This is a genomic window from Campylobacter sp. BCW_6466 (genome assembly GCF_001762835.1).
In the GTDB taxonomy this organism is placed as follows: Bacteria; Campylobacterota; Campylobacteria; order Campylobacterales; family Campylobacteraceae; genus Campylobacter_D; species Campylobacter_D jejuni.
On the sequence record NZ_MJXO01000074.1, the window covers coordinates 1 to 23,484 of the forward strand.

The following is a 23,484-nucleotide window of genomic DNA, read 5'->3' on the forward strand; positions in this document are numbered from 1 at the left end:
ATCAAAAAAGACACAGACAATACAGGTAAATCTGTATCTAATCTAAATTCAGCTTCTAGTGCAGTTAATACCACTATGAATATTTCTAATGATGTTTCTATAGGCTCTCGTGTAGCAATGCTAAACAATCCTTTTGGAACTTATGCTTCTAAAATGAATGATCTTAAATTTGCTGCTTTAGATAGTGATATGAGACCAAGCTATGTAAATGAATATACCAATAGTGTTTGGGCTAATGCTTTTGGTGGTGCTAACATTATCGATGGAGATAGTGGTGCAATGTATGGTGCTACCGTAGGGGTAGATAAACAAGCTAATGATAATGTTTTATGGGGTGCTTATTTTACTTATGCAAATGCTAAAATCAAAGACAATAATTTAGAACAAAAAAGTGATAACTTCCAATTAGGTATGTATTCTACTATCAATGTAGCTCCACAATGGGAACTTAATCTTAAAGCTTATGCTCAAGTTTCTCCAACTAAACAAGACAATATTCAAACAGATGGTGCATATAACTCAGATTATACAAGCAAATTCTTAGGACTTAGTGCTAATGCAGGTCGTGTGTTTGACTTTAGTGATAATACTTTATTTATCAAACCTTTTGCAGGGATAAATTATTATTTTAGTTATACTCCATCTCATACAGAAAATGGTGCTATTGCTAAAGATATTGATTCTATGAAAAACAATTCTGTAAGTGTTGAAGTGGGTGCTGAATTTAGAAAATATATGAATGAAAACTCTTATATTTTTGTAACTCCAAAAATAGAACAATTTGTTATCAATAGGGGTGATGATTACACAGCTAATTTAGCTATAAATAATGCTTTCTTTACTAGTGTAGAAGCTAACAACAAGAAAAAAACTTATGGACAAATTATCGTAGGGGGTAATATAGATTTTACAAATCAACTCAGTATGAATCTTGGTTTTGGTGCTAAACAAATACTAGCAGGTAAAGTAGATAATAAAAATGAAACTTACTTAAGTGGTCAAGTAGGACTTAAGTATAAATTTTAATCTTAAACTTTTTGAGAATTCTTTACAACGAAATTCTTGTTAAAACACAAGAATTTCAAAGTTTTAACCTATATAGTACGGCAATCTTTGCCGTGCATAGGATTAAAAGAGATATAACAAACACGCTTTTTTACTACGCAGTGTAGATTAAAATGTAAATGTTTTTAAGAAATTAAATTAGAAATAAATTTATTTTAAAATATTTTTAATCACTTTTACTTTGACTAAATTTAAAAACATCTTAAAAATTAATAATATTCCTTAATAAAAAAAGATAAAAAATGCTAAAGTTTAAAAAACCTAGTGTTTATGGAGATTAGAATGATTAAAGAACAATATTTATAATTGCTTTAATTGTTCTTATTCTTATAGCTAATTTAATCAAACAATAAAATATGTTAAAACCTTACTTAGTCAATCTTTAAACACAAATTCTTACTAGGCTTTGGAGAGAGTTTAGCCTAGATCAAATCTCACCCCAAAATAAAAATCTAATTTAATTAAACTTATTTTATTAATGAAAAAAAGCTCTTAATATAAAATATCGAATTTAAGTATAAGAATTTTATAAATATTTAAATTTAAAAATCTCTCTTAAACTAAGAGAGATTAATAAAAAATTAAATTTTTACATTAGGATCATAAGAAAAACTAGGTTCAATTTGCTTTTTATTGCTTAATTCTTTATACCAATAAGAATGTAAAATATAAACCTCTTCTTCTTCTTTATAACCACTAATCATAGAATGGATGCTACCTTTGATTGCAAATACTGCCATATAAATATGCACACCAAAAAATACTGCACACACTATACCCAAGAAATTATGCACTATAGCTGAAATTCTTAAAAGTTCAATTTGAGTTAAACCAAAAAGACCTTGAATTGCCGTGGAATTAAAATCAAGAAAATACATAAATCCACCTGTAATTATCATCAAAAATCCACCAAAAACAGCAATATAATACCAAGATTTTTGACCAAAATTAAACTTACCTGCAGGTACAGGACGTTTTACTTTGCTTAAATAACCACCTACTATCATCATCCATCTGATATCATAACTTGCAGGAAGCATTCTTTTAATCCACCATAAAAACATAGGGATTATAGAGATGATAAATAAAACCGTTGCAAAAGCATGTAAATTTTTACAAACTCTTACAAAAAGTCCACCTCCAAAAGTCGCCCCAAACATCATCACAAAACCAGTTGGCACTAAAATCACCCAAGAAATTGCCGCGATAAAATGAAAAAGTCTTTCAAATAATGTAAAAGCATAAATTTTCTTTCCATCGTGTGAAAATTGCTTAGGTCCTATAACCATATAATGCAAAGCAAATGCAGACAATACCGCAATAATAGCGATTAAAGCTATAGTAGCTATATATTCACCTTGCAAAGTTGTCCAAAGTTTGCCAAAAGTATCATAATTTGGGATATTTGTAATACGATGAAAATCCCAAATTTGGGTATCTTGTCCCATTCTCTCGCTACCATAAGCAAATAAACTTACCACGCTTAACAAAAGCGTTACAAATACTTTTCTCATAAGCGTTCCTTTCCTGTGTAAGCAATCTTCCACTCCAAACTTTCTGAAGGATTTGGAATGCCATAATTTCTATTCATAAGTCTATTATGATAAATCTCTTCTATTTTAGAACTTTCACCTACTAAAAGTGCTTTTGTCGAACACATCGCAGCACATACAGGAACTTTTCCTTCTGCGATACGATTTTGACCATAAAGTTCTCTTTCTTTTTCTGAATTCGTTGCTTCAGGGCCACCTGCACACATAGTACATTTATCCATAATGCCTTTATTTCCAAAAACACTATCTTTTGGAAATTGTGGTGCACCAAAAGGACAAGCATAAAGACAATATCCACAACCTATGCAAATTTCTTTATCGTGCAAAACAATACCATCAGCACGGATGTAAAAACAATCCACAGGACAAACGATAGAACAAGGAGCATCATCACAATGCATACAAGAAATAGAAGTTGAAACTTCTTTTCCTTGAATTCCTTCATTTAAAGTAATCACACGGCGGCGGCGAATATGAATAGGAAGCTCATGTGCTTCATCACAAGCTACCGCACAACCATTACAATCAATACAACGCTCATTATCACAAAAGAATTTCAAGCGTTCTTTTTCTAAATTTGCAAAATTTACCTTACTCATTTTCCATCCTTACTGATTCTACAAAGCCCACCTTTAGTCTCTGGAATCTGACACATGATATCATAACCATAATTTGTTACCGTATTAGCACTTTCTCCGCTTGCATAAGGCTTAGTTCCTTCTGGGAAATTGTGCGTTAAATCCACACCTTGCATAACTCCTGTAAAATGGAAAGGTAAGAAAATCATATCTTTTGCTACACCTGGATTAACCTTCACTCTTACATGAATTTTAGTGCCTTCTGGAGAATGCACCCAAATCATATCTCCTGCTTTAATGTCTTGCTCTTTTGCTAATTCAGGATTGATCTCACAAAACATTTCAGGTGTTAAACGCGTTAGATACATAGATGCTCTATTTTCCATACCTGCACCATTTAAATTCACAAGTCTTGCGGTAACAAGATTAAGCGGGAATTCTTTAGAATAATCCTTAGCTTGTTGCACAGAAACAAATTTAGTATCCACGCGATAAAGTGCTTTTTGATCTTCAAAACTTGGATATTTTTGTACCAAATCGTTTCTTGGAGAATGTAAAGGCTCACGGTGGAGTGGAATTTTATCTTTAAAAGTCCAAACTACAGCTCTAGCTTTAGCATTTCCATAAGGAACTATGCCTTTTTCTATACATTTAGTTGCTATGATATTGCTATCATCATAAGACCAAGTTGATCCCATTTTTTCTTTTTCTTGGGCACTTAAAGTAATACCTAAAACTTTTTCTATATTATCTTTAGTAATTTGTGGATAACCTGTATCAATAGGTGAATTTAAAGGTGCATTTTTAGCAAGTAAACTCTCTCCTTCATACTCAAGTCCAAAATTATTTCTAAAGCCCATACCACCTTTTGCTACTTCAATGTCGGTATTATAAAGTACAGGAGAACCTGGGTGCTTATCACTCCAACAAGGCCAAGGAAGCCCGTAATACTCGCCAGCAACTTCGTCTTTTCCTTCTAAAGTTACCTCATCAAATTTATCCCAGTATAAAGTATGCTTTTTAAGCCTTTCAGGACTCCAACCATTAAGCCCTATACTTCTAACTGCTTTTGCAATTTCTCTTGTTGCATTTTCAGGCCAAACAATCTCACCTTTTTCATCGCGTAAAGTCTTAGTAAAGTCTTCATAAAAGCCTAATTTTTTAGCAAGCTCAAATAAGATTTCTTGATCTTCCATGCTTTCATAAAGTGGATCTACAACTTTAAATCTCCATTGTCCGCTACGATTTGTTGCTGTTACACTTCCGCTTGTTTCAAACTGTGTTGCTGCAGGTAAAAGATAAATTCCATCTTTTCTTTCTGCGATAATCCCTGCTTCATTTACAAAAGGATCGACTAAAACTAAAAGCTCTAAAGCTTCCAAACCTTCTTTAACTTTTACTTGTTGTGCAGTCGAAGTGATACCATTTCCCATAACTACTAAAGCTTTTAAAGGCGTTCCTGCATTATCGATAGCATCATTTCCATCTTTTCCATTTAAAGCCGCTGCCCACCATCTAGCAAGTGAAAGTCCAGTTTTATGCATCCAATCTTTGCTTACAAAATTTCCTAAAAGCCATTCATAATCCACACCCCAAATTTTGGCATAGTATCTCCAAGTCGCTTCATTTAAAGGATAATAACCAGGTAAATTTTCACTCAAACAAGCCATATCCGAAGCACCTTGAACATTATCGTGTCCGCGTAAGATATTAACTCCGCCACCAAATTTACCTATATTTCCAAGTACCATTTGCACAATAGGTGCTAAACGTGTATTTGAAGTTCCTACAGTATGTTGAGTTAAACCCATAGCCCAAATAAGCGTAGTTGGTTTGTTTTTAGCTACTTCGTGAGTGATTTGCACCAAAAGTTCTTTAGAAATTCCCGTAACATTTTCTACTTCTTCGGCTGTCCATTTTGCTGCTTCTTCGCGAATTTTATCAATTCCAAAAACTCTTTCATCAAGATATTTTGTATCTTCTAAACCTTCATCAAAGATGATTTTTAGCATTCCATACATGAAAGCAATGTCAGTTCCTGGACGAATTCTTGCATAAATATCCGCTTTTGCTGCACTTTTTGTAAATCTAGGATCTACAACGATAAGCTTTGCACCTTTTTCTTTTGCTTTTAAGAAATGTCTAAAACCCACAGGGTGATTTACCGCTGGATTTGCTCCAATGATAATGATACATTTACTTCTTTGGATGTCTCCAAGATGGTTTGTCATAGCGCCATAACCAAATGTATTCGCCACACCGGCGACTGTTGCGCTGTGTCAAATTCTAGCTTGATGATCTACATTGTTCGTTCCAAAAAATGCTGCAAATTTTCTTATATAATAAGCTTGTTCATTATTAAGTTTTGCAGAACCTAAAAACATAACACTTTCAGGATTTTCTTTACGATAAGCAGCTAGTTTTTCTCCGATCTCACTTAAAGCTTGCTCATAACTTATGCGTTTCCATTCTCCATTTTCTTTTTTCATAGGATATTTTAAACGCACATGTGAACGCACCATATCGATCATATCAGATCCCTTGCAGCAATGTCCACCTGAACTCACAGGATGATCTTGAGCGATTTCTTGACGCACCCAAACACCATTTTGCACTTCTGCAATAATCCCACAGCCTACAGAACAGGCTGTACAAACTGTTTTTACTTTTTTACTACCTTCATAAGCTTCTTTAAGCTCATCAGCACTCGCTTCTCTTAAAGTTTCACTTCTAGCAAGCAACGGTGTTGCTAGGCTTGAAAGTGCTGCCATTTTAAGAAAAGAACGACGCGTAAGCTTGATATTTTCACCTACACTTGACATTACTCAGCCTTTATATAATAATTTTCCCAATTAGCACTTCTTTGAAAAAGCACTTCTTTTTTCTTACTTTTACCTTTAACCAAATCTTTTCTTTCTTCATCTTTAGCTAGAGCTAAAGTTGTGCTACCAAGCACTCCGGCAGCCCCTAAGGCAAAAGCGGATTTTTTAAGAAATTCCCTGCGATTTTTCACGAGTCCTCCTTTGTTTATTTGCTTCTCTTCTTAAAAATTCTGAACGCGATAGATCGTTTTGCACTTTTTTAGAATTTATTTTTGCAGGTTTTTCCACTTCAAAGCAAAGTCTTTCAAATTCCATAAAAGCCAATGCAATACTTGCAATTTCCTTATATAAATTCGCATTTTTATTCATGAAAACATCGCCTAAAAACTCATCAATGCTTTTATTGATCACTTTTTCAAAAAGCTCTTTGGCTAAATCATCTTCATTTTGCCTTAAAAATTCACTCATTAACAATAAACAAAATCCAACACTATCTTCACTTTCTTTAAAAAATTTTTCATTGCGTCTTATTTTACTTTTGACTAAAATTTGACGCACGCAAAGTAAAGGATTTGAATTTTCAAAACCTTCTTCTATGTAAGAAAAAGTCGTTGGAATGCTGTTTTTAAGACTTAAAAAAAGCAAATCATATTCTTTAAAAAATGCTTGTATAGAATTTTCATCATCTAAATGCTTAAGCAAGATATCAAAATTTGATTTTAAATTTTCATCAAATAAACATTCTTGCATTGTCTTTAAATACTCTTGTAATTTTGACAATCTTTCTTCAGAAAATGAAAAAACAAAAAGCTCTCCTAGACATTGATAATAAAGACTTCTAGCTAATCTTAATTTTTCCAAATCCATTAAAGCCCCCATGCATTCAAAATTTTCAAAAATAGCTTTAAATTTTGCTTGAATGAATATTATGCAAAATATACCTAATATTCATTTTAAAGCCGATTTTTAAATCAATTTATCTTAATACTATTTGATTTAAAAATCACTGAATTTCAATAAAATTCCACAAGGATTTAAAATATTAAAAAATCATACCAAAGTATTGAAAATTAGATATTTGAGTTGATTTTATATTTGAAAAAATAAAATACTTTGCATAAAATTTACATCTTTAATTCTCTTCCGAGTAAAATTAACATTTTATGCAAATTATAAATAATACTAATTTCTTAAAGAATAATCCTTATAAGAAAATTCTCTTATCATTTGAAGTTCATTTTTTGCATTTAAAAGCATGAGATTTGGAAGTCTTATACCATTAAAAGTTGTGTTTTTCACAATGGTGTAATGAATTTGATCTAAAAAAACAATTTTATCGCCGATTTTAAGCTTTTTATCAAAGGCATATTCTCCCATTACATCACCCGCTAAACAAGTATTTCCAGTAAGCAAATAGGAAAATTCGTTCTCTTTTAAGTCTGAAATTTTTTCATTTTCTCTTGTGGCTAAAATTCTAGCATTTAAAACTTCACTTGTATAAGGCATGATGATAGTATCTGGCATATGTGCTTCGCTTGAAGTATCTAAAATAGCAATTTGTTTTTCATTTTCTATGATATCTACTACACTAGCCACCAAATTTCCTGTTTGCCAACCCACCGCTTCACCTGGTTCAAGATAAACTTGTACACCATATTTATCACTAAAATTTTTACACAAAGCAATAAGTTTTTCAACATCATAGCCTTTTTTAGTGATGTGATGTCCTCCTCCAAAATTCACCCATTTCATTTGCCCTATCCATTTACCAAATTTCTCTTCAAAGACCTTTAAAACAGCTTCTAAAGCGTCAGCACTTTCTTCACAAAGTGCGTGAAAATGAAGTCCTTCTATAACATTTAAATCCACATTTTCAAAATCTTTAGCACGAATTCCAAGTCTTGAGTATCTTCCACAAGGATTGTAAAGTTCTTTTGGGGCTAGAGAAAATTCAACATTACAACGAAGACCTAAGGAATTTTTTTGTGTTTTAGCTTGAAATTTATGAAATTGGGCTAAAGAGTTAAACACTATATGATGAGATAAGCTGGCTATTTCACCTATTTCATCTTCTTTAAAAGCAGGTGAATAAGTATGAATTTCTTTATCCATATATTCTTTAGCAAATTTTGCTTCCCAAAGTCCGCTACAAGTACAACCTTTTAGATATTCTCCAACAATTTTCATCGCTCCTGAAAAAGCAAAACCTTTTAAAGCTAAAAGCACTTTAGCACCACTTTTTTCACCAACGCTTGCTAAAAGCTCACAATTTTTTCTTAATTTATCTTCTTCTAAAATATAAGCTGGAGTTTGAATTTTTTCATAAAACATTATTTTTCCTTGATTAAATTGCTAAAATCATAACAAAATTAAACCAAATTTTCAAAATAAATATTTACTAAAACTAAAAAAATAATGACTATAATACAAAAAATCAAGCAAAAGGAAAAACTAATGAATAGAAGAAATTTTTTAAAATTTAATGCACTTACTCTAGCAAGTATGGGTGTAGCCTATGCAAATCCTATGTACGATATGCACTCCATGCATAAAAATCATTCTATAAATCATGACTTAGATACTTCTTTTATAAACTTTGCTCCAAAAAATTTAAAGCTTTTAGATCCAAAACAATTCCCCCAAGGAGAAATTTTAAAAGCCTTGCCTTTACTCAAAAATGAAAGTAAAGAAAAAAATATTTTTCGTACTACCCTAGAAATCAAAGAAAATCATATAGAGCTTATCAAAGGTAAAAAAACCTTATTTTATACTTACAATGGCCTCGTGCCTGCTCCAAAAATAGAAGTTTTTGAAGGAGATAAACTTGAAATTTTAGTCAAAAACAAACTCAAAGAAGCTACAACTATACATTGGCATGGCGTTCCTGTGCCACCTGATCAAGATGGAAGCCCACATGATCCTATCTTAGCAGGAGAAGAAAGAATATATCGTTTTGAAATTCCTCAAGATAGCGCAGGAACTTACTGGTATCATCCACATCCTCATTATACGGCTTCTAAACAAGTTTTTATGGGTTTAGCAGGGGCTTTTGTGATCAAAGCAAAAAAAGATGCTTTAAGTCATTTAAAAGAAAAAGATTTGATGATTAGCGATTTGCGTCTTGATGAAAACGCTCAAATTCCAAACAATAACCTAAATGATTGGCTAAATGGTAGAGAAGGAGAATTTGTACTCATTAATGGACAATTTAAACCTAAAATCAAACTCGCCACAAACGAACGCATACGCATTTATAATGCTACTGCGGCAAGATATTTAAATTTACGCATACAAGGAGCTAAGTTTATACTTGTTGGTACTGATGGTGGACTTATAGAAAAAGCTATTTATAAAGAAGAACTTTTCTTAAGTCCTGCTTCTCGTGTAGAAGTTTTAATCGACGCTCCAAAAGATGGGGAATTTAAGCTAGAAAGTGCTTATTATGATAGGGATAAAATGATGGTAAAAGAAGAACCTAATACCCTATTTCTAGCCAATATTAACCTAAAAAAAGAAAATGTAAAACTTCCAAAAAAATTAAAAATTTTCAAACCTTCAGAAGAACCTAAGGAATTTAAAGAAATAATCATGAGTGAAGATCATATGCAAATGCATGGTATGATGGGAAAAAGTGAAAGCGAATTAAAAATCGCTCTTGCATCTATGTTTTTAATCAATGGCAAAAGCTATGATTTAAAACGCATTGATTTAAGCTCCAAACTTGGAGTAGTTGAAGACTGGATAGTGATAAACAAATCTCATATGGATCATCCTTTCCATATACATGGCACGCAATTTGAACTCATCTCATCAAAACTCAATGGCAAAGTTCAAAAAGCCGAATTTAGAGCCTTAAGAGATACTATAAATGTGCGTCCTAATGAAGAATTAAGACTTAGAATGAAACAAGATTTTAAAGGGCTTAGAATGTATCATTGTCATATTTTAGAACATGAAGATTTAGGAATGATGGGAAATTTAGAAGTAAAGGAATAAAATGGTAAAAGTGGAATTTTTAGGCCCCATAAATAAAGAAAATTTAGAACTTGAGGTAAAAAATTTAAAAGAATTAAAAGAAATTTTGCAAAAAGATGAGAGTTTAAAAGAATGGCTAGAACTTTGTGCCGTATCTTTAAACGATGAAATCATTTTTGATGAAAACACTAAGTTAAAAGATGGTGATAAAATAGCACTTTTACCGCCAGTTTGTGGGGGTTAAATGAAACATTTTACACTTTATCAAGGTTCTTTAGATATTCCTAAAATTTATAGCCAATGGTATAAATTTGCCAAGGATAAAAACTGCGGTGCTTTACTGACTTTTTGTGGTATTGTGCGTGAAGAAGAAGGCATTGAGGCACTTAGTTTTGATATTTATGAACCGCTTTTAAAAAAATGGTTTGATGAGTGGCAAAAAAGAGTAGATTTTGATGGTATTAGCTTGCTTTTTGCTCACTCTATAGGCGATGTGGCGGTTCATGAAAGCTCTTATTTTGCAGGAATTTTAAGCAAACAAAGAAAATTAGGACTTAAACTTCTTAATGAATTTGTTGAAGATTTTAAAGCAAGTGCACCCATTTGGAAGTATGATGTGATAAACAAAGAAAGAATTTATGCCAAAGAAAGATCAACCAAACTTTGCGGTGCAGGACTTTTAAAAGGATAAAAAATGTTAATGTCTTATGAAGAAAGTTTAAAAATTTTACATTCTCATATCAAAACCTATGAAAAGATTGAAAAAATAGCTCTTACAGAGTGTTTAGGACGCATTTTAGCTCAAGACATAAAAGCCCCTAAAAATCAGCCTGAATTTCCAACTTCGGCTATGGATGGTTATGCGATCAAATTTGAAGATCAAAATAAAACTTTAAAAATTTTAGGCCTCACACCTGCGGGCACTATGCCACAATTTAGCGTGCAAAATGGTACTTGTGTAAAAACCTTTACAGGCTCACTCATGAGCGAAGGAAGCGATACTTTAGTCCCTGTTGAAAATGTACGCGTAGAAAATGATACTCTTTTTATAGAAAAAAAAGTTCCTCAAGCTTTTGCCGTGCGTGCAGTAGGAGAAAACTATAAAAAAGATGAAATTTTACTCAAAAAAGGCACAAGGTTAAATTATAGCGAGATAGCTCTTTTGGCTGAACTTGGATTTTTTCACATTAGTGTGTTTATAAAGCCTATTGTAGGGGTTTTAAGTAGTGGAAGTGAGATCAAAGATCTAGGAGAAGCCTTGGAAAATCCTGCTCAAATCCGCTCTTCAAATCATATCGCCATAGCTAATTTAGCTAAAAATTTAAATTGCGATACAAGGGTTTTTCCTCTTTTAAAAGATGATGAAAAGGCTACTTTTTCGACCCTTGAAAGTGCTTTGCAAAGTTGTGATATTTTGATTACAACAGGCGGGGTTTCTATGGGAGATTTTGACTTTTTAAAAAAAGCTGTAAAAGAATATGAAATCATCATCGATAAAGCCGACATAAAACCAGGCAGACATATCAAAATAGCTAAGGCTAATGAAAAATTCATTATCGCCTTACCAGGTTTTCCTTACTCGGCTATGGTAATGTTTAATCTTTACGCAAGAGAGATTTTAAACTCTTGGTTACTTCAGCCTAAAGACTATATTTGCAAAGCCTTCTTACAAGGAAGCTACAAGAAAAAAACACCTTATTTGGAATTTGTCGCTTGTAACATAAAGTTTGAAAATGGACGCATTTTAGCTAATCTTGAAGGTAAAAAAGAAGGCTCTAGTGCGATTATAAACAATCTTAACAATAAAGCTGCCCTTATGGTGGTGCCAAAAGAATGTGAAATGTTAGAAAATGAAAGTTTAGTGGATATTATCTTTATGCCTTAAAATTATTTAAATAATTTTATTTCGATTTTAATCAACCATAAATTTCAATAAATTTCAAATTTGCAACCTCCTTTTAGTGGAGTAATTAGCCCTAGCGGAGTTTCAATCCACTAGGGTTTTTAGTCCCTTTTTAAATTTCTTTATGGTAAAATTTACTGATATTAAAATTAACTCCATAATTTGTTTTAGTCCCTTTTTAAATTTCTTTATGGTAAAATTTTGCAGATAAAGAAAATAAATTCCATGCAGTTTTAGTCCCTTTTTAAATTTCTTTATGGTAAAATAGATATTTACCAGATAATGAAAATTTCAGGGTTTTTTAATAAAAATAGCAAAAATTATGCTATAATCTCATAAGAAATTTAAAAAGGGACTAAAATAAAGAGTTTGCGGGACTCTGCGGGGTTACAATCCTCTAAAACCGCTTTTAAAATTCAAATAAATTTTGCTGGTGATATTTTTCTTGTTTTTTGTTTATTTGAATTTCTTCATTATTTGAATTTTTGTATTTAAATTCTCCATGACTATCTATATCAAAAAGCGTTAAATTAGTTTCGTTATTAACTTTTTCGTTAAAAACTATGCCACCAAGCAAAAGCTCCATTTTATCAAACTGCTTTTCAGTGATGATTAAAGCCCTTACATTTCCATAAGGTGGCAAAATCTTTTTTACATTTTCAATAGAACTTTTTGCGGAACTTAAACCCTTGCAAATACGCATATAAACGCTAAATTGCAGCATAAAATAACCTAATTTTATAAGATTGTTTCTAAATTTACTTGCTAGTTTTTGCTCTTTTTTACTTTTAGTTGGCACATCAAACATCAAAAGCACACGCATAAATTTATCTTCAATCATCAAATTTCACTATCTTTAGTTCATCTTCATACAATAAAGCATTTTTAAAATTTGCCACATAATGATTTATCGCTCTATTTAAAGGATAATTTTGCCCATCAAAATTGATTTTGCTTTGTAAATGACCAATCAACGCTCTTTTGTCATCTTTGTTTAAAAACTCACTTTCACCCACAAGTTCTAAAACACAATCATCAACACTAGCCCTAAACACTTCTATCAAATCATCACAAAGCGCAAAAGAATTATAAATATTATTGTGCTTTATGCCAAGCCAAGGCAAAAGTCCACTGATACAAACTGCTCTAATAATACAAGCCCTAATGATTGCATAGCCATAATTTAAAGCAGAATTTTCAAAGCAAAGCTCATCTCTTGAAAAAGAAGCACCAAACAAAGTTTTAAAATACAACACCGCCGCAACAGCTTCAATATTTTTACTATCATTTAAGGTTACTTTTTTAGCCAAATTTATAAGCTCATTGCTTTGCTCTATTTTATTGTGTTTTTTCAAAACAAAGGCTTGATTTAGGATTTTGTTTTTAATGATTTTTTGCCATAAAATAGCCTTTTTTTGAGCACTTGCATTCATTTGCTCTTTTGCGATTTTTGCACTTTGAAAATGCCCTAAAAAAGGAGTAAAAACACCATTTATACTATGAGTTTCATCACAGGTTAGCAAGATGATTTTATGCTTTGCAAAAGCGTTAAAAAGTGCGGAACTCAGGCTTGCTTGCAAGCTTTCTAAAACGATGATGTTTATATCTTTTAAAAACAATTTTGCTACATTTTCATCTTGCTTAATCACAAGATGATTTAGCTCTAAATTTAGCTTGGCATTAGAGCTAATAAGCAGTGTTTTAAAAGCTTCATCGTAACTCATTTTTTAAAATCTTCTCTTTGTCTAAACTCAGCCTTTGTCACTTCTCCAAGTGCTGAAACTATGTATTTTTCAAATACTTTTAGATTTTGAATTCCTATGCTTTTTGCGATTACTTCTTTTTCATTTGCATTTTTAAACAATATTTTTTGATTTTTGCTTAGCGTTTCAAATTTATTATCGTGTTTTGAAACAGTTAGGCTAGCATTTGAGCTATCTAGCCTTTCATAATAAACAAGTTCTGGCTCTTGCATATCTTTAGTTTGAATTAAAATCAAACTATCTTTGTATAAAGAAAAGCAAAACTCATAATTTTCATCCATTAAAATCCAATCTTTTATAAGACCTGACTTTTTATCTTTACCTTGCACCACGGCTTTATTTGGTAATACTTTTAAAGCAAAATCCATGGTATAAATTGGCACAGCATAAAATTTATTTGTCTTTTTGTGTTTAAAAATATCCACTCTAAACATATCGCCATTTTTAACCATTTTACCATTTACTTTGCGGATTTTACCAAGCTCTAGGGCTTTTAAAACTCCTTCTTTTCCGCCGTATGATTGATAGAATTCTTCTTCTTTTCTAAATGTTTCTTCATGTAAAGCTCCACTTGGCTTTTTTCTCTCAGGTTTTGAGACAAAAATTTCATCAATTTTATCTAAAAGCTTTTGCCTAAAACCACTAAAAGGCTCAAAAAACTTCCTTTTGTTTTTATAATCTAATTCACTAATTTTTTTTGCATAAAGTTCTGCAGTGTTACTTTCTTGCTCTTTTTTAAAATCTGAAAAAGCCTTTACGATAGAGTTGTTTGCATAAGCAATAATTGCTGCATCGATGGCATGATGAAGATGGTTATTTCTATCCTTAGTGCTAAAGCCCCAAGTGTGTCTTAAAGTGGATGTTAGCATACCGCTTTTTGCTTCTACATGCACTTTTGAACCTTTTTGTGTGTCGTTTAATTTTGTATTTTCATCATCACTTAAAGGTAAAAAATCTAAATAATCTTTAGTATAGTTTAAAACAAGCCTTGCGATGTAGCGAGTATCGTTTAGATTTCTATCTTTAAAGTCTTTTTGCTCTTTGTCTTTGTAGTTTTTATCTAAAATTCTTTTTTGCTTTTTAGTAGGTAAATTTTTTGCTAAAACTTCAATTTTCTGCCATTTTACTCTATCATTGCCAAAGGTTTCAAAGGGGGTTTTATTAAGTTTTTCTTGATTTTGCTTGGTAAAAACTAAAACTTTATTCATATAAGAATCATCAAAACTTCTAGAATAAGGGTAAATATGGTCAATTTCAAGCATTTTTTCATCTTGCAAATCACTAATTTTAATCTTTTCTCCACTATAAACACAAAATTCTTTTTGTTCTTTAAATAATCTTAATTTTAAAATATTTTTGCTATTTATTTTTAAGCCTAGTTTCTCACATTCAAGTTCGGCGTCTTTTTTGGCCTTGTAGTTTTCGTTTTGCTCTTTTTCTATTTTAGCTCTTTGACTGTGATTTTTACCTACTTCTCTTGCTAATTCAATGTTTATTTTATGCACTTTACCGTATTTTTTAAGCAAGGCATTTAAGACCTTTCTATATTCTTTAATCGCCCTTAAAACCACAGGATTAGTTACTTCATCTTTGTAATAAGTTTCATTAAATGCGGGTAAAAAGTCTTTTTTATCTTCATTAATTGCTACTTTTAAATTAAGCTCATTGCAAGCTTCATCGTATTTTTTACCTTCAAGCATTAAAGGAGTGATAAGTTTTAAGGCTTTAAAACTTATATTTAAATGGTCTTTAAATTCCAATTTGCTTAAGCTATCAATTTGATTTTGATTTAAATCATATTTTGCTAAAGCCTTTTTAAGTTTAATCTCATCTTTTATAAGGGTAATATCTTTTGCTATTTCATTTAAATCATCTTGGCTTAAATTATGCTCACCTAGGGCTTTTACAAATTCTTTGTATTTTTGAAACTCAATAAAATAAGTTCCTTTTTCTCCTTTAAACTCATAATCATTACTTAAGCCCAAAAGCTTTTTTGTTTGTTTATAAGTTAGAGTGCCGTTTTTTAAAACTTCATTTAAAAGCGTGTTTAAATCATCTTTTGTATATAAAATTCCTTCAGTATTTTTAAGATTGTTTAAAAGATTGATAATTCTTGTAAGCGCTACAAACATAAAAGCTAAGGGCGAATTTTTTGGCGCTCTTTTTTCATCAGTAAAAAAACTACAATTTCCCACCAAATGAGAAAAATCTTTTAAAGCCCTTTTATAAAATGCTACACTAAGCACTTCTTCTTCAAATTTCTTTGAGAAAGAAAAGCCAAATTCTCTTTGTTTTTGAAAAATAAGCTTTAATTCGTCTTTTAAAAAACTTTGCGCTATGCAGCGTTCATAACTTTCTTTTTTATTTCTAACATTTATAAATTCTTTGGAATTTTCTTTGAATTTTTGAAAATACTCTTTATAAAGATACTCGCCTACACTTTGATAACTTACTAATTTTTCTTCATTTTGCTTGATAGCTTTTAAAATCTCGCCTTTTTCTTCATCACCATTATTTTTAATATCATCATAGCCACGCCTTTTTGCAATATGTAAAATCACTCTTGCAAAATCTTGCTTACTTAAAAACTCGTTTAAAGCTCTAAATCTTAACTCATAAGGGCTAATTAAAGAGCCTTTATAAGCCTTAGCTAAACTTTCATCAAAGCTTTGATAATCTTCGTAATTTAACTTAAATTCATTTGCGATTAAATGTTTTAAGTGATTTAGCCTTGCTTTGCGTCTAGCAAGGCGTTTTCTAGCACTTCTTGAAAGGCGTCTTGGTAAGGCTAGGGATTCTCCTGTTTTAGGATTTTCAGCCTTTGTAAAAATCCTAACTCCGCAATCTTTTAACTCATCATTTTCGCTAAATGCCCAACCAATAGAGCTTATACCTATATCAAATGCCAAAATTCTTGCCATACTAAATCCTTTGTGACATTTATGATTTATTTATAATTATAATACAAAAATCATTTTTTATGTAAATATAAATTTTTCAGTAACCAAACTATACATATGTTAATTTTGCAATACAAAAAATAAGTAATTTTTAAATAAAAAATATTTTTTATTTAAAAATTTAGCTAAAATTAAATTCATAAGCTGTAAATTCAGGAGAAATCATGCCAATTTTTATGATATGTTCTACACTTTTAGCGGTAATTGTCGTTGCTTATTATATACTCAAAAAATACAATCCCATTTTTGTATTTTTTCTTTCAGGTATTATCTTGCTTATTTTTGCTTTTTACATCACAGGAACACCTATACCAAAAGCCCCAAGCAGAGAACATGCAAGCTTTTTAAATGTTTTACTTGATAGCTATGCTTTTATCACAGCGACTTTTAAAAGCCAGCTTTCTGGAGTAGGACTTATTATCATGAGTGTGGCAGGTTTTGCTGCTTATATGAAACATATCAATGCTTCGGCAAAACTTGCTTTTTTAGCAAATAAACCCTTAGGAAAAATCAAAAATAAATACTTGATTTTAAGTGGAACTTTTGTTGTTGGAATGGCTTTAAAAATTGTCATTTCTAGCTATGCTGGATTGCTTTTGCTTTTGTTAGCATGTATTTATCCTGTTTTAATCTCACTTAAAATCCGTCCTATTACAGCTGTATGCGTGCTTTCTTTAATTGCACTTGATTATGGTCCAAAAGATGGAAATTCAATCAATATGGCAGATATGGTAGGACAAAGTGATAATGTCGTAGGGCTTTTTTAAATTACCAAATTTATAGTGTGATTGCCTATGTTGTAGTTATTGCCATCTTGATTCCTTTTTATTTTGCTTGGATTGATAAAAGAGATAAAGAAAAAGGTGTTTTAAATGATGAAGTTGAAATTCCGCAAATCATTGATCCTAAATGTCCCACTTTTTATATACTCTTTCCTTGGTTACCTGTTGTATTTTTATTTACAGCGTATTTTTTTACTATCAAGCTCGATGTTGTGACAGCAAATTTTGTAAGTATTTCTTTAGTTTTTCTTGTTGAATTTGCAAGACACAGAAATGCTAGAAAATTAGGCGAAGATATGATGGTGATTTTAAAAGCTATGGCTGAAATTTTTATCTCAGTCGTAAGCATAATCATCGCTGCTGGAGTATTTGCTGAAGGCATTAAAGCACTTGGTGGAGTTAATATCCTTGCTAACGCGGTTTCAAATCTTGGAACAGGAAATTTTGCATGGTTTGGAATTCTTTTGAGTATAGCTATTTTAAGCTTTTTAGTTTATTTTGCCACAGTGATTATGGGAAGTGGAATTGCTACTTTTAATGCTTTTGGAAAACTAGCTCCTGATATGGCTACAAAATTAGGCGTTGCACCTATTACTCTAGTTTTACCTATAGAAATTGCATCTTGTTTAGGTCGTGCAGCTTCACCAATAGCAGGCGGAATCATAGCTTTAGCTGGATTTGCAAAAGTAGCTCCAATGGATATTATAAAACGAACCACTCCTCTTTTACTTATCGCTATGCTTGTAAATGTGCTTGTAGCCTTTTATCTAGCACAAACCAATCCTTTGCCAAAAGAACAAAACACTACAAAAATAGCAGTATCTTTAAATAATAAATAATAAATATTTATTATTTTATAAAAACTATAAATTTTCTAAATTATTTTCTGCTTTTTTAGTAAAAATTTCATAAATTTTTCTATATTCTTTTTGCCAAGCTGGTTTTACTATCAATTTATCAAATCTACCTCCATAACTTCCACCTCCAAATCTATAAGCTGCAAGACTACTTGTAAAAGCCAAAGTAGGAATTTGTAAAATATCACAAAGATGTAAATTTCCAGTATCAACAGTAATTAAAAAATCTAGCTTTTGAGAAATACTTACCAAAGAAGCAATATTTTTATTATTACAGAAAACTTTCAAATTTGCATTCTGATCAATATTATACTGAATAGAATTCGTACTAAAATTTAAAAGTATAAATAAAAATTTAGGATATTTTAAAGAAAGTTGCCTTGCAAGCCCTATCCAATCTTTTATAAAAAAATTAAATCCTCTATATTCGCTATTATTTGAAAAAGCATTAATACCTATAATTTTTTCATATTTTGTATCAATTTGTTTAAAAAAATTATCACTTAATCTTGCATCATAAGGTAATAAATTTTTAATTTTAGAAAAATCAATTTGATTAAAATTTTTATCAAAATGCCTAGTATTAATCATCCTAACCAATTTTAAAACAATTTCACTCATATGTTTTTTAGCTCTAAAAAATGGTAAAGGTGTGATTAAATTTTTAGAAATTATACTAATAAGATGAGGGAATACTATACATTTTTGAACATTTAAAAATTTTAATTTTTTAAAATATAAACCTTGTCTTCGTGTGGTAATAAAAATTACTGGATTTTTGCTTTGAATTTTTTCTAAAAAATCATCCTTATAAATCAAAACTTCATCAATAAATGGAATTTTTTCTAAAAAATCACTTTCCATTAATCCATTTGTTAATAAAAATAATTTATACTCTGGATAGAGTTGCTTTATAGCATACAAAGCTTTAAAACAAACTAATAAATCTCCAAAACCATCCGAATGAAAGACAATATTTTTCATCACTTTTCCTTATTATTTTTTTAATTTACTCTTAAAATATCTTAAAAAATAAATTCTTTTCACTCTAAAACAATACCTTCATTAATGCAAATTTCGCCGATAATAAAGGCATCTGAATTTTCTAAAACCTTACTTACATTAGAAGGATCTACAACCATTACTAAACCCACTCCCATGTTAAAGCTTCTATACATTTCGCTTTCTTCTACAGCCTGTCCTATAGTATAAAAAATTTCAGGAGTTTTAAGATGATGTTTGCGTATAGTTGCACCCATACCACGAGGTAAAACGCGTGGTAAATTTTCTACTAAACCACCCCCTGTAATATGAGCTAGAGCACTGATATAAGGCTTTAGTGTAAGAAAATCACGCACATAAATCCTTGTAGGTTCTAACAAAATATCAATTAAATTTTTACCCTCTATCTTGTCATCAAATTTTAATTTTAAACTTTCAAAAAGTACTTTTCTAGCTAAAGAATAACCATTTGAATGAAGTCCTGAACTAGGAAGTGCCAATAAAATATCACCATTTTTAACAAATTTACTTCTATCAATCTCATCTTCTTCAGCCATACCCACTGCAAAACCCGCAAGATCAAAATCATCTTTTGCATACATTCCAGGCATTTCAGCAGTTTCTCCGCCGATTAATGCACAATTTGCCATCTTACATCCCTTGGCAATGCCTGATACAACAACCTTTGCTACTTCTACTTCGAGCTTGGCTGTAGCATAATAATCTAGGAAAAACAAAGGCGTAGCAAAATTACAAATCAAATCATTCACACACATTGCTACTAAATCTTGCCCTATAGTATCATATTTTTTAGCATCAATTGCCAAGCGAAGCTTGGTACCAACACCATCTGTTGCACCTAAAATCACAGGCTTTTTAAAACCACTTGGCATTCTAAAAGCACCAGCAAAAGAACCAATTCCGCCTACAACATTATCATTAAAAGTTTCTTTAACCAAAGGTTTTATAGCCTCTACAAAGGCATTTCCATTATCTATACTTACGCCTGCATCTTCATATGAAATTTTCATTTATTTTCCTTTAAGAACTAAAAAGGTATTTTAACGAAAAAAGTTTTAATAAGGCATAAGATGAAAAATGCTTTTTTTGTAACCGCTTCAATTGCTTGTGGTAAAAGCACTTTTATAGAAATAGCGAATTCTTTAGGCTTTAAAAGCATTAGCGCAGATAAAATTGCTCATAAAATTTTAGATGAAAATGCTTTAGAACTTGAAAAGATTTTTTCTCCCTTTAACTTAAAAAATTTACTCACAAAAGAAAAGAAAATCGATAGAAAAATCCTTGGAGAAATTGTTTTTAACAACAAAGAAGCTAAAAAAACCTTAGAAAATTTCACTCATCCTAAAATTCGAGCTAAAATTTTAGAACAAATGCAAATTCTAGATAAAGAAAATAAAGCTTTTTTTGTAGAAATTCCTCTTTTTTTTGAAAGCGGTACTTATGAAAATTTAGGCAAAGTCATAGTAATTTACACACTCAAAGAATTAAGCCTTAAAAGAATCATGCAAAGAGATAAGCTTAGCTTAGAAGCTGCAAAAGCGAGACTTGATTCTCAAATAGATATTAAAGAAAAACTTAAAAAAGCAGATTTTATCATTAAAAATACTAATTCTTATGCCGATTTTAGGCAAGAATGTGTTAAAGTAATACAAGAAATTTCTAAAGGAAAAATGTGAAATTCTATAAATATTGTGCAAGTGGGAATGATTTTGTCATAACAAATGCTGATAGAAAAGAAGATAGAAGTGCTTTAGCTAAAGAACTTTGTAATCGTTATGAGGGTATAGGTGCGGATGGCTTTATCGTGATATTACCTCATGAAAAATACGACTTTGAATGGGAATTTTATAATAATGATGGCTCAAGGGCTACTATGTGTGGCAATGGCTCAAGGGCTGCGGCACATTTTGCACATCATATTAACAAAATAAATCCTAACATGAGTTTTTTAACCGGTGCAGGAGTAATAAAAGCAAAGGTAAATCAAGATAAAGTTGAAGTATCTTTAGGCAAAATAAAAAGTGTACAAAATACTTTTGAAGAATTAGGAAAAACTTGGCAACTTTGCAACACTGGAGTTCCACATCTAGTACATTTTTGTCAAAATTTAGATGAATTTGATACAATGCTTTGTCAAAAAATGAGACAAAAATATAATGCCAATGTTAATTTTGTAAAAATTTTAGATGAAAATCATTTAAAAGTTCGTACTTATGAACGCGGAGTTGAAGATGAAACCTTAGCTTGTGGCACAGGAATGGGGGCTTGTTTTTATCTGGCATTTTTAAATAAAAAAGTACAAAATAAAGTTAAAATAACTCCTAAAAGTGGTGAAGAGGTAGGGTTTGCATATAAAAATGAAGAATTGTTTTTTGAAGGAAAGGTAAAGTATTGTTTTGAAGCCAATTATAATTTTTCTTAGTCTTTTTCTAATCCCACTTTTTGCTGATGATCTAAAGAGTGGATTTGGAGAAGAATATTACAAACTTGATATAGATCAAAAAAGACAAATTTTTTTTATAAAAATGAATGAAATGTTTGATCAAAGCTTTAAAAAAATTGAACAAGAAAGATCCTTTATCGAAGCCTTTTTTAAAGATGCTTACAAAACAGGCTTTAGGACTTCAAACCAAATAAATCTTGAAAAACTTATCACGATAAAAAACAAATATCGCATTGAAAATCTTTATGATTTTGCAGAATATAAAAAACGTATTCAAAAAATTCCAAAATCCATGGGTATAGCCCAAGCTTTAGTTGAAAGTGCTACAGGTACCAGTCGCTTCGCAAGAGAAGCAAACAATCTTTTTGGAGAATGGACTTGGGGTGAGAAAGGTTTAATTCCTGATTTAAGACATCCAGATAAAAAACACAAAATTAAAATTTTTGATAGTCTGCAAGATAGTGTTGACTCTTATGTTTTAAATTTAAATCGTCATTTTGCTTATGAAAAGTTTCGCGATGTAAGAGCTAAATTTGAAAGCGAAGACAAAGAGATAACAGGACTAGAGGCTATTAAAACTTTAGATTCTTATTCTGAACGCAAGGGATATTATATCAATCTTATTACAAAAATCATCAAACGATACAACCTTGAAAAATACGATACAAAATCAAACAACGCCTAAAATCCAAGTGAAAATTTATCAAAAGATATGACTTCAAATTTAACCCCTTGCTCAAAAAAACTATCCTCGCTTGAAAGAGTGATAAAAATCACATGAAAAATTCCAAGTTCTAAAGCCTTTGGTAAAATTTTCTTAGCACGTAGCTTGATCAAATCAATATCTAAAGTTGGACTTGAAATATAAGCAATTTTAGATATTTGGCTATAAAAGTTAAAGTATTTGTTATAAAAAAATTCTTCTTTAAATTTAAACAACTCGCTTAAAACTAAATTTTCAAATAAATGTGAAAAATCCTTTGAAATACAAAGATTATTTCTTAGGCCAAAATCTTTAAAATAAATCTTTTGAAGTTTTTTTTCATCATGTTTTAAAATATAGATCACATAAGTATTTTCTAATTTTTTTATAGCTTGATAAACACTATCTTTTGAAGTTTTTAATCTTTTTTTGAGTTCTATAAATATCTTAGAAATACTGATTTGCTGACCCAAATTTAAAGCTAAATACTTTAAAATTTCTAATTCTAAAAGAGTAAAGCTTTGTCTTAAAAGTATGTTTTTTTCTCCAAATTTACTCCGTCCACTTTGCAAAAAAAGACCTACTAAATTATTTATAGGTAAATTTTTCTTACTTACACTAATAAATTCTTCAAAATCAAAATAATCAAGTTCAAGTTCTTCAAACCCATTTATATTTAAATCTTTTATATTTGTACTTAAGATGATGGGAATTTTAATTTTTTCTAAATTAGGGATAAAATCCAAATTATAAAGGCAAAGAATTTTAATTTGTAAATTTTCATTCAAAAAATCAGCAAGTCTTTCTAAACTTTGTTTTTCAAAACGTGTATCATATAAATCTAAAAACAAAATTTCACTTGCTTTAAATTGAGATAAAAAATTAAAAATAAGTGTTTTTTTACCACAAAATCGTGGGCCTTTTATGATAATATTTGGTTTTGAAATTTGATTTTTTCTTTCATAACTTACCTCAAATTTAGGGTGATTTTCATAAAAAAAATTAAGCACTTTCAATTTTATCCTTTAAAAAAGGATATTATAACCTAGTTTGTATA

At 30.5% G+C, this 23,484-nt stretch carries 19 protein-coding genes and 2 pseudogenes; 9 read left to right on the top strand and 12 right to left on the bottom strand.

Annotated elements, in window-relative coordinates; translation table 11 throughout:
* Positions 1-1,026: pseudogene (gene capC / locus AJ887_RS08880) on the top strand (autotransporter adhesin CapC); the annotation flags it as partial.
* 620 nt (positions 1,027-1,646) lie between these two features.
* On the opposite strand, the gene AJ887_RS08885 reads toward capC, so the two are convergent.
* From AJ887_RS08885 to nspC, 6 genes are all read right to left on the bottom strand, one after another.
* The gene (locus AJ887_RS08885; protein WP_044778902.1) at positions 1,647-2,579 is read right to left on the bottom strand and encodes a formate dehydrogenase subunit gamma; all 933 of its coding nucleotides are present in this window, start codon (positions 2,577-2,579) and stop codon (positions 1,647-1,649) included.
* Complete coding sequence (gene fdh3B, locus AJ887_RS08890; RefSeq protein ID WP_002851264.1) at positions 2,576-3,217, bottom strand: formate dehydrogenase FDH3 subunit beta; 642 nt, start codon at positions 3,215-3,217, stop codon at positions 2,576-2,578. The genes AJ887_RS08885 and fdh3B overlap by 4 nt, the downstream gene beginning before the upstream one ends.
* Positions 3,214-6,018, bottom strand: a complete 2,805-nt coding sequence (locus AJ887_RS08895) for a formate dehydrogenase subunit alpha (RefSeq protein ID WP_083262117.1) — start codon at positions 6,016-6,018, stop codon at positions 3,214-3,216. The genes fdh3B and AJ887_RS08895 overlap by 4 nt, the downstream gene beginning before the upstream one ends.
* On the bottom strand, positions 6,018-6,209 hold the full coding sequence (locus AJ887_RS08905) for a twin-arginine translocation signal domain-containing protein (protein WP_002851537.1): 192 nt from the start codon (positions 6,207-6,209) through the stop codon (positions 6,018-6,020). The genes AJ887_RS08895 and AJ887_RS08905 overlap by 1 nt, the downstream gene beginning before the upstream one ends.
* A complete protein-coding gene (locus AJ887_RS08910) occupies positions 6,184-6,897 on the bottom strand; it encodes a molecular chaperone (protein WP_024088174.1) in 714 nt (237 codons plus the stop codon). The genes AJ887_RS08905 and AJ887_RS08910 overlap by 26 nt, the downstream gene beginning before the upstream one ends.
* A 303-nt stretch (positions 6,898-7,200) precedes the next feature.
* The gene (gene nspC / locus AJ887_RS08915; protein ID WP_070285098.1) at positions 7,201-8,349 is read right to left on the bottom strand and encodes a carboxynorspermidine decarboxylase; all 1,149 of its coding nucleotides are present in this window, start codon (positions 8,347-8,349) and stop codon (positions 7,201-7,203) included.
* Positions 8,350-8,472: 123 nt separating this feature from the next.
* Between nspC and cueO the strand changes: the two genes are divergently transcribed.
* Genes cueO through AJ887_RS08935 form a run of 4 tightly spaced genes read left to right on the top strand, consistent with a single transcriptional unit; the run spans position 8,473 to position 11,878 of the window.
* Positions 8,473-10,014: a multicopper oxidase CueO gene (cueO, locus tag AJ887_RS08920; protein WP_070285100.1), complete on the top strand. Its 1,542-nt coding sequence runs from the start codon at positions 8,473-8,475 to the stop codon at positions 10,012-10,014.
* 1 nt (position 10,015) lies between these two features.
* Positions 10,016-10,237 (top strand): MoaD/ThiS family protein, encoded by a 222-nt coding sequence (locus tag AJ887_RS08925; protein ID WP_002779488.1) that lies wholly within the window; start codon positions 10,016-10,018, stop codon positions 10,235-10,237.
* Positions 10,238-10,684: a molybdopterin synthase catalytic subunit gene (locus AJ887_RS08930; protein ID WP_070240632.1), complete on the top strand. Its 447-nt coding sequence runs from the start codon at positions 10,238-10,240 to the stop codon at positions 10,682-10,684.
* Positions 10,685-10,687: 3 nt separating this feature from the next.
* On the top strand, positions 10,688-11,878 hold the full coding sequence (locus tag AJ887_RS08935) for a molybdopterin molybdotransferase MoeA (protein WP_070240633.1): 1,191 nt from the start codon (positions 10,688-10,690) through the stop codon (positions 11,876-11,878).
* A 427-nt stretch (positions 11,879-12,305) separates the two neighbouring features.
* On the opposite strand, the gene cas2 is transcribed toward AJ887_RS08935, so the two are convergent.
* The 3 genes from cas2 to cas9 are packed head-to-tail and all read right to left on the bottom strand — an operon-like array spanning position 12,306 to position 16,580.
* Positions 12,306-12,737, bottom strand: coding sequence for a CRISPR-associated endonuclease Cas2 (gene cas2, locus AJ887_RS08940; RefSeq protein WP_002797817.1), 432 nt, complete (start codon positions 12,735-12,737; stop codon positions 12,306-12,308).
* Complete coding sequence (gene cas1 / locus AJ887_RS08945; RefSeq protein ID WP_070285102.1) at positions 12,730-13,620, bottom strand: type II CRISPR-associated endonuclease Cas1; 891 nt, start codon at positions 13,618-13,620, stop codon at positions 12,730-12,732. The genes cas2 and cas1 overlap by 8 nt, the downstream gene beginning before the upstream one ends.
* The gene (gene cas9, locus AJ887_RS08950; protein ID WP_070240634.1) at positions 13,617-16,580 is read right to left on the bottom strand and encodes a type II CRISPR RNA-guided endonuclease Cas9; all 2,964 of its coding nucleotides are present in this window, start codon (positions 16,578-16,580) and stop codon (positions 13,617-13,619) included. Before cas9 ends, cas1 begins: the two co-directional genes overlap by 4 nt.
* Positions 16,581-16,783: 203 nt before the next feature.
* Here cas9 and dcuC point away from each other — a divergent pair.
* Positions 16,784-18,313 (top strand): annotated as a pseudogene (gene dcuC / locus AJ887_RS08955) (C4-dicarboxylate transporter DcuC).
* Here the strand turns inward: dcuC and AJ887_RS08960 are convergent.
* The gene (locus AJ887_RS08960) at positions 18,265-19,242 is read right to left on the bottom strand and encodes a glycosyltransferase family 9 protein (RefSeq protein ID WP_070240635.1); all 978 of its coding nucleotides are present in this window, start codon (positions 19,240-19,242) and stop codon (positions 18,265-18,267) included. The pseudogene dcuC and the gene AJ887_RS08960 sit on opposite strands and share 49 nt — an antisense overlap.
* Before the next feature lie 59 nt (positions 19,243-19,301).
* Positions 19,302-20,291 (bottom strand): phosphoribosylformylglycinamidine cyclo-ligase, encoded by a 990-nt coding sequence (gene purM, locus AJ887_RS08965; RefSeq protein WP_070240636.1) that lies wholly within the window; start codon positions 20,289-20,291, stop codon positions 19,302-19,304.
* A 60-nt stretch (positions 20,292-20,351) separates the two neighbouring features.
* On the opposite strand from purM, the gene coaE reads away from it, so the two are divergent.
* From coaE to AJ887_RS08980, 3 genes are read left to right on the top strand one after another with little or no spacing between them, the layout of a single operon-like run.
* Positions 20,352-20,957 carry a dephospho-CoA kinase gene (gene coaE / locus AJ887_RS08970; RefSeq protein WP_070240637.1) on the top strand — a complete coding sequence of 202 codons (606 nt, stop codon included), beginning with the start codon at positions 20,352-20,354 and terminating at the stop codon, positions 20,955-20,957.
* On the top strand, positions 20,954-21,703 hold the full coding sequence (gene dapF / locus AJ887_RS08975) for a diaminopimelate epimerase (RefSeq protein WP_070240638.1): 750 nt from the start codon (positions 20,954-20,956) through the stop codon (positions 21,701-21,703). Before coaE ends, dapF begins: the two co-directional genes overlap by 4 nt.
* Positions 21,678-22,409 (top strand): glucosaminidase domain-containing protein, encoded by a 732-nt coding sequence (locus tag AJ887_RS08980; RefSeq protein ID WP_070240639.1) that lies wholly within the window; start codon positions 21,678-21,680, stop codon positions 22,407-22,409. Before dapF ends, AJ887_RS08980 begins: the two co-directional genes overlap by 26 nt.
* On the opposite strand, the gene AJ887_RS08985 is transcribed toward AJ887_RS08980, so the two are convergent.
* On the bottom strand, positions 22,406-23,443 hold the full coding sequence (locus AJ887_RS08985; protein ID WP_070240640.1) for a DUF4143 domain-containing protein: 1,038 nt from the start codon (positions 23,441-23,443) through the stop codon (positions 22,406-22,408). The genes AJ887_RS08980 and AJ887_RS08985 overlap by 4 nt on opposite strands.
* Positions 23,444-23,484 lie beyond the last annotated feature (41 nt).

Bases quoted from the DNA above. Each gene is read 5' to 3' on its own strand.
- AJ887_RS08885 (WP_044778902.1), bottom strand. From the start codon at position 2,579: ATGAGAAAAGTATTTGTAACGCTTTTGTTAAGCGTGGTAAGTTTATTT.
- fdh3B (WP_002851264.1), bottom strand. From the start codon at position 3,217: ATGAGTAAGGTAAATTTTGCAAATTTAGAAAAAGAACGCTTGAAATTC.
- AJ887_RS08910 (WP_024088174.1), bottom strand. From the start codon at position 6,897: ATGGGGGCTTTAATGGATTTGGAAAAATTAAGATTAGCTAGAAGTCTT.
- nspC (WP_070285098.1), bottom strand. From the start codon at position 8,349: ATGTTTTATGAAAAAATTCAAACTCCAGCTTATATTTTAGAAGAAGAT.
- cueO (WP_070285100.1), top strand. From the start codon at position 8,473: ATGAATAGAAGAAATTTTTTAAAATTTAATGCACTTACTCTAGCAAGT.
- AJ887_RS08925 (WP_002779488.1), top strand. From the start codon at position 10,016: ATGGTAAAAGTGGAATTTTTAGGCCCCATAAATAAAGAAAATTTAGAA.
- AJ887_RS08930 (WP_070240632.1), top strand. From the start codon at position 10,238: ATGAAACATTTTACACTTTATCAAGGTTCTTTAGATATTCCTAAAATT.
- AJ887_RS08935 (WP_070240633.1), top strand. From the start codon at position 10,688: ATGTTAATGTCTTATGAAGAAAGTTTAAAAATTTTACATTCTCATATC.
- cas2 (WP_002797817.1), bottom strand. From the start codon at position 12,737: ATGATTGAAGATAAATTTATGCGTGTGCTTTTGATGTTTGATGTGCCA.
- cas1 (WP_070285102.1), bottom strand. From the start codon at position 13,620: ATGAGTTACGATGAAGCTTTTAAAACACTGCTTATTAGCTCTAATGCC.
- cas9 (WP_070240634.1), bottom strand. From the start codon at position 16,580: ATGGCAAGAATTTTGGCATTTGATATAGGTATAAGCTCTATTGGTTGG.
- AJ887_RS08960 (WP_070240635.1), bottom strand. From the start codon at position 19,242: ATGAAAAATATTGTCTTTCATTCGGATGGTTTTGGAGATTTATTAGTT.
- purM (WP_070240636.1), bottom strand. From the start codon at position 20,291: ATGAAAATTTCATATGAAGATGCAGGCGTAAGTATAGATAATGGAAAT.
- coaE (WP_070240637.1), top strand. From the start codon at position 20,352: ATGAAAAATGCTTTTTTTGTAACCGCTTCAATTGCTTGTGGTAAAAGC.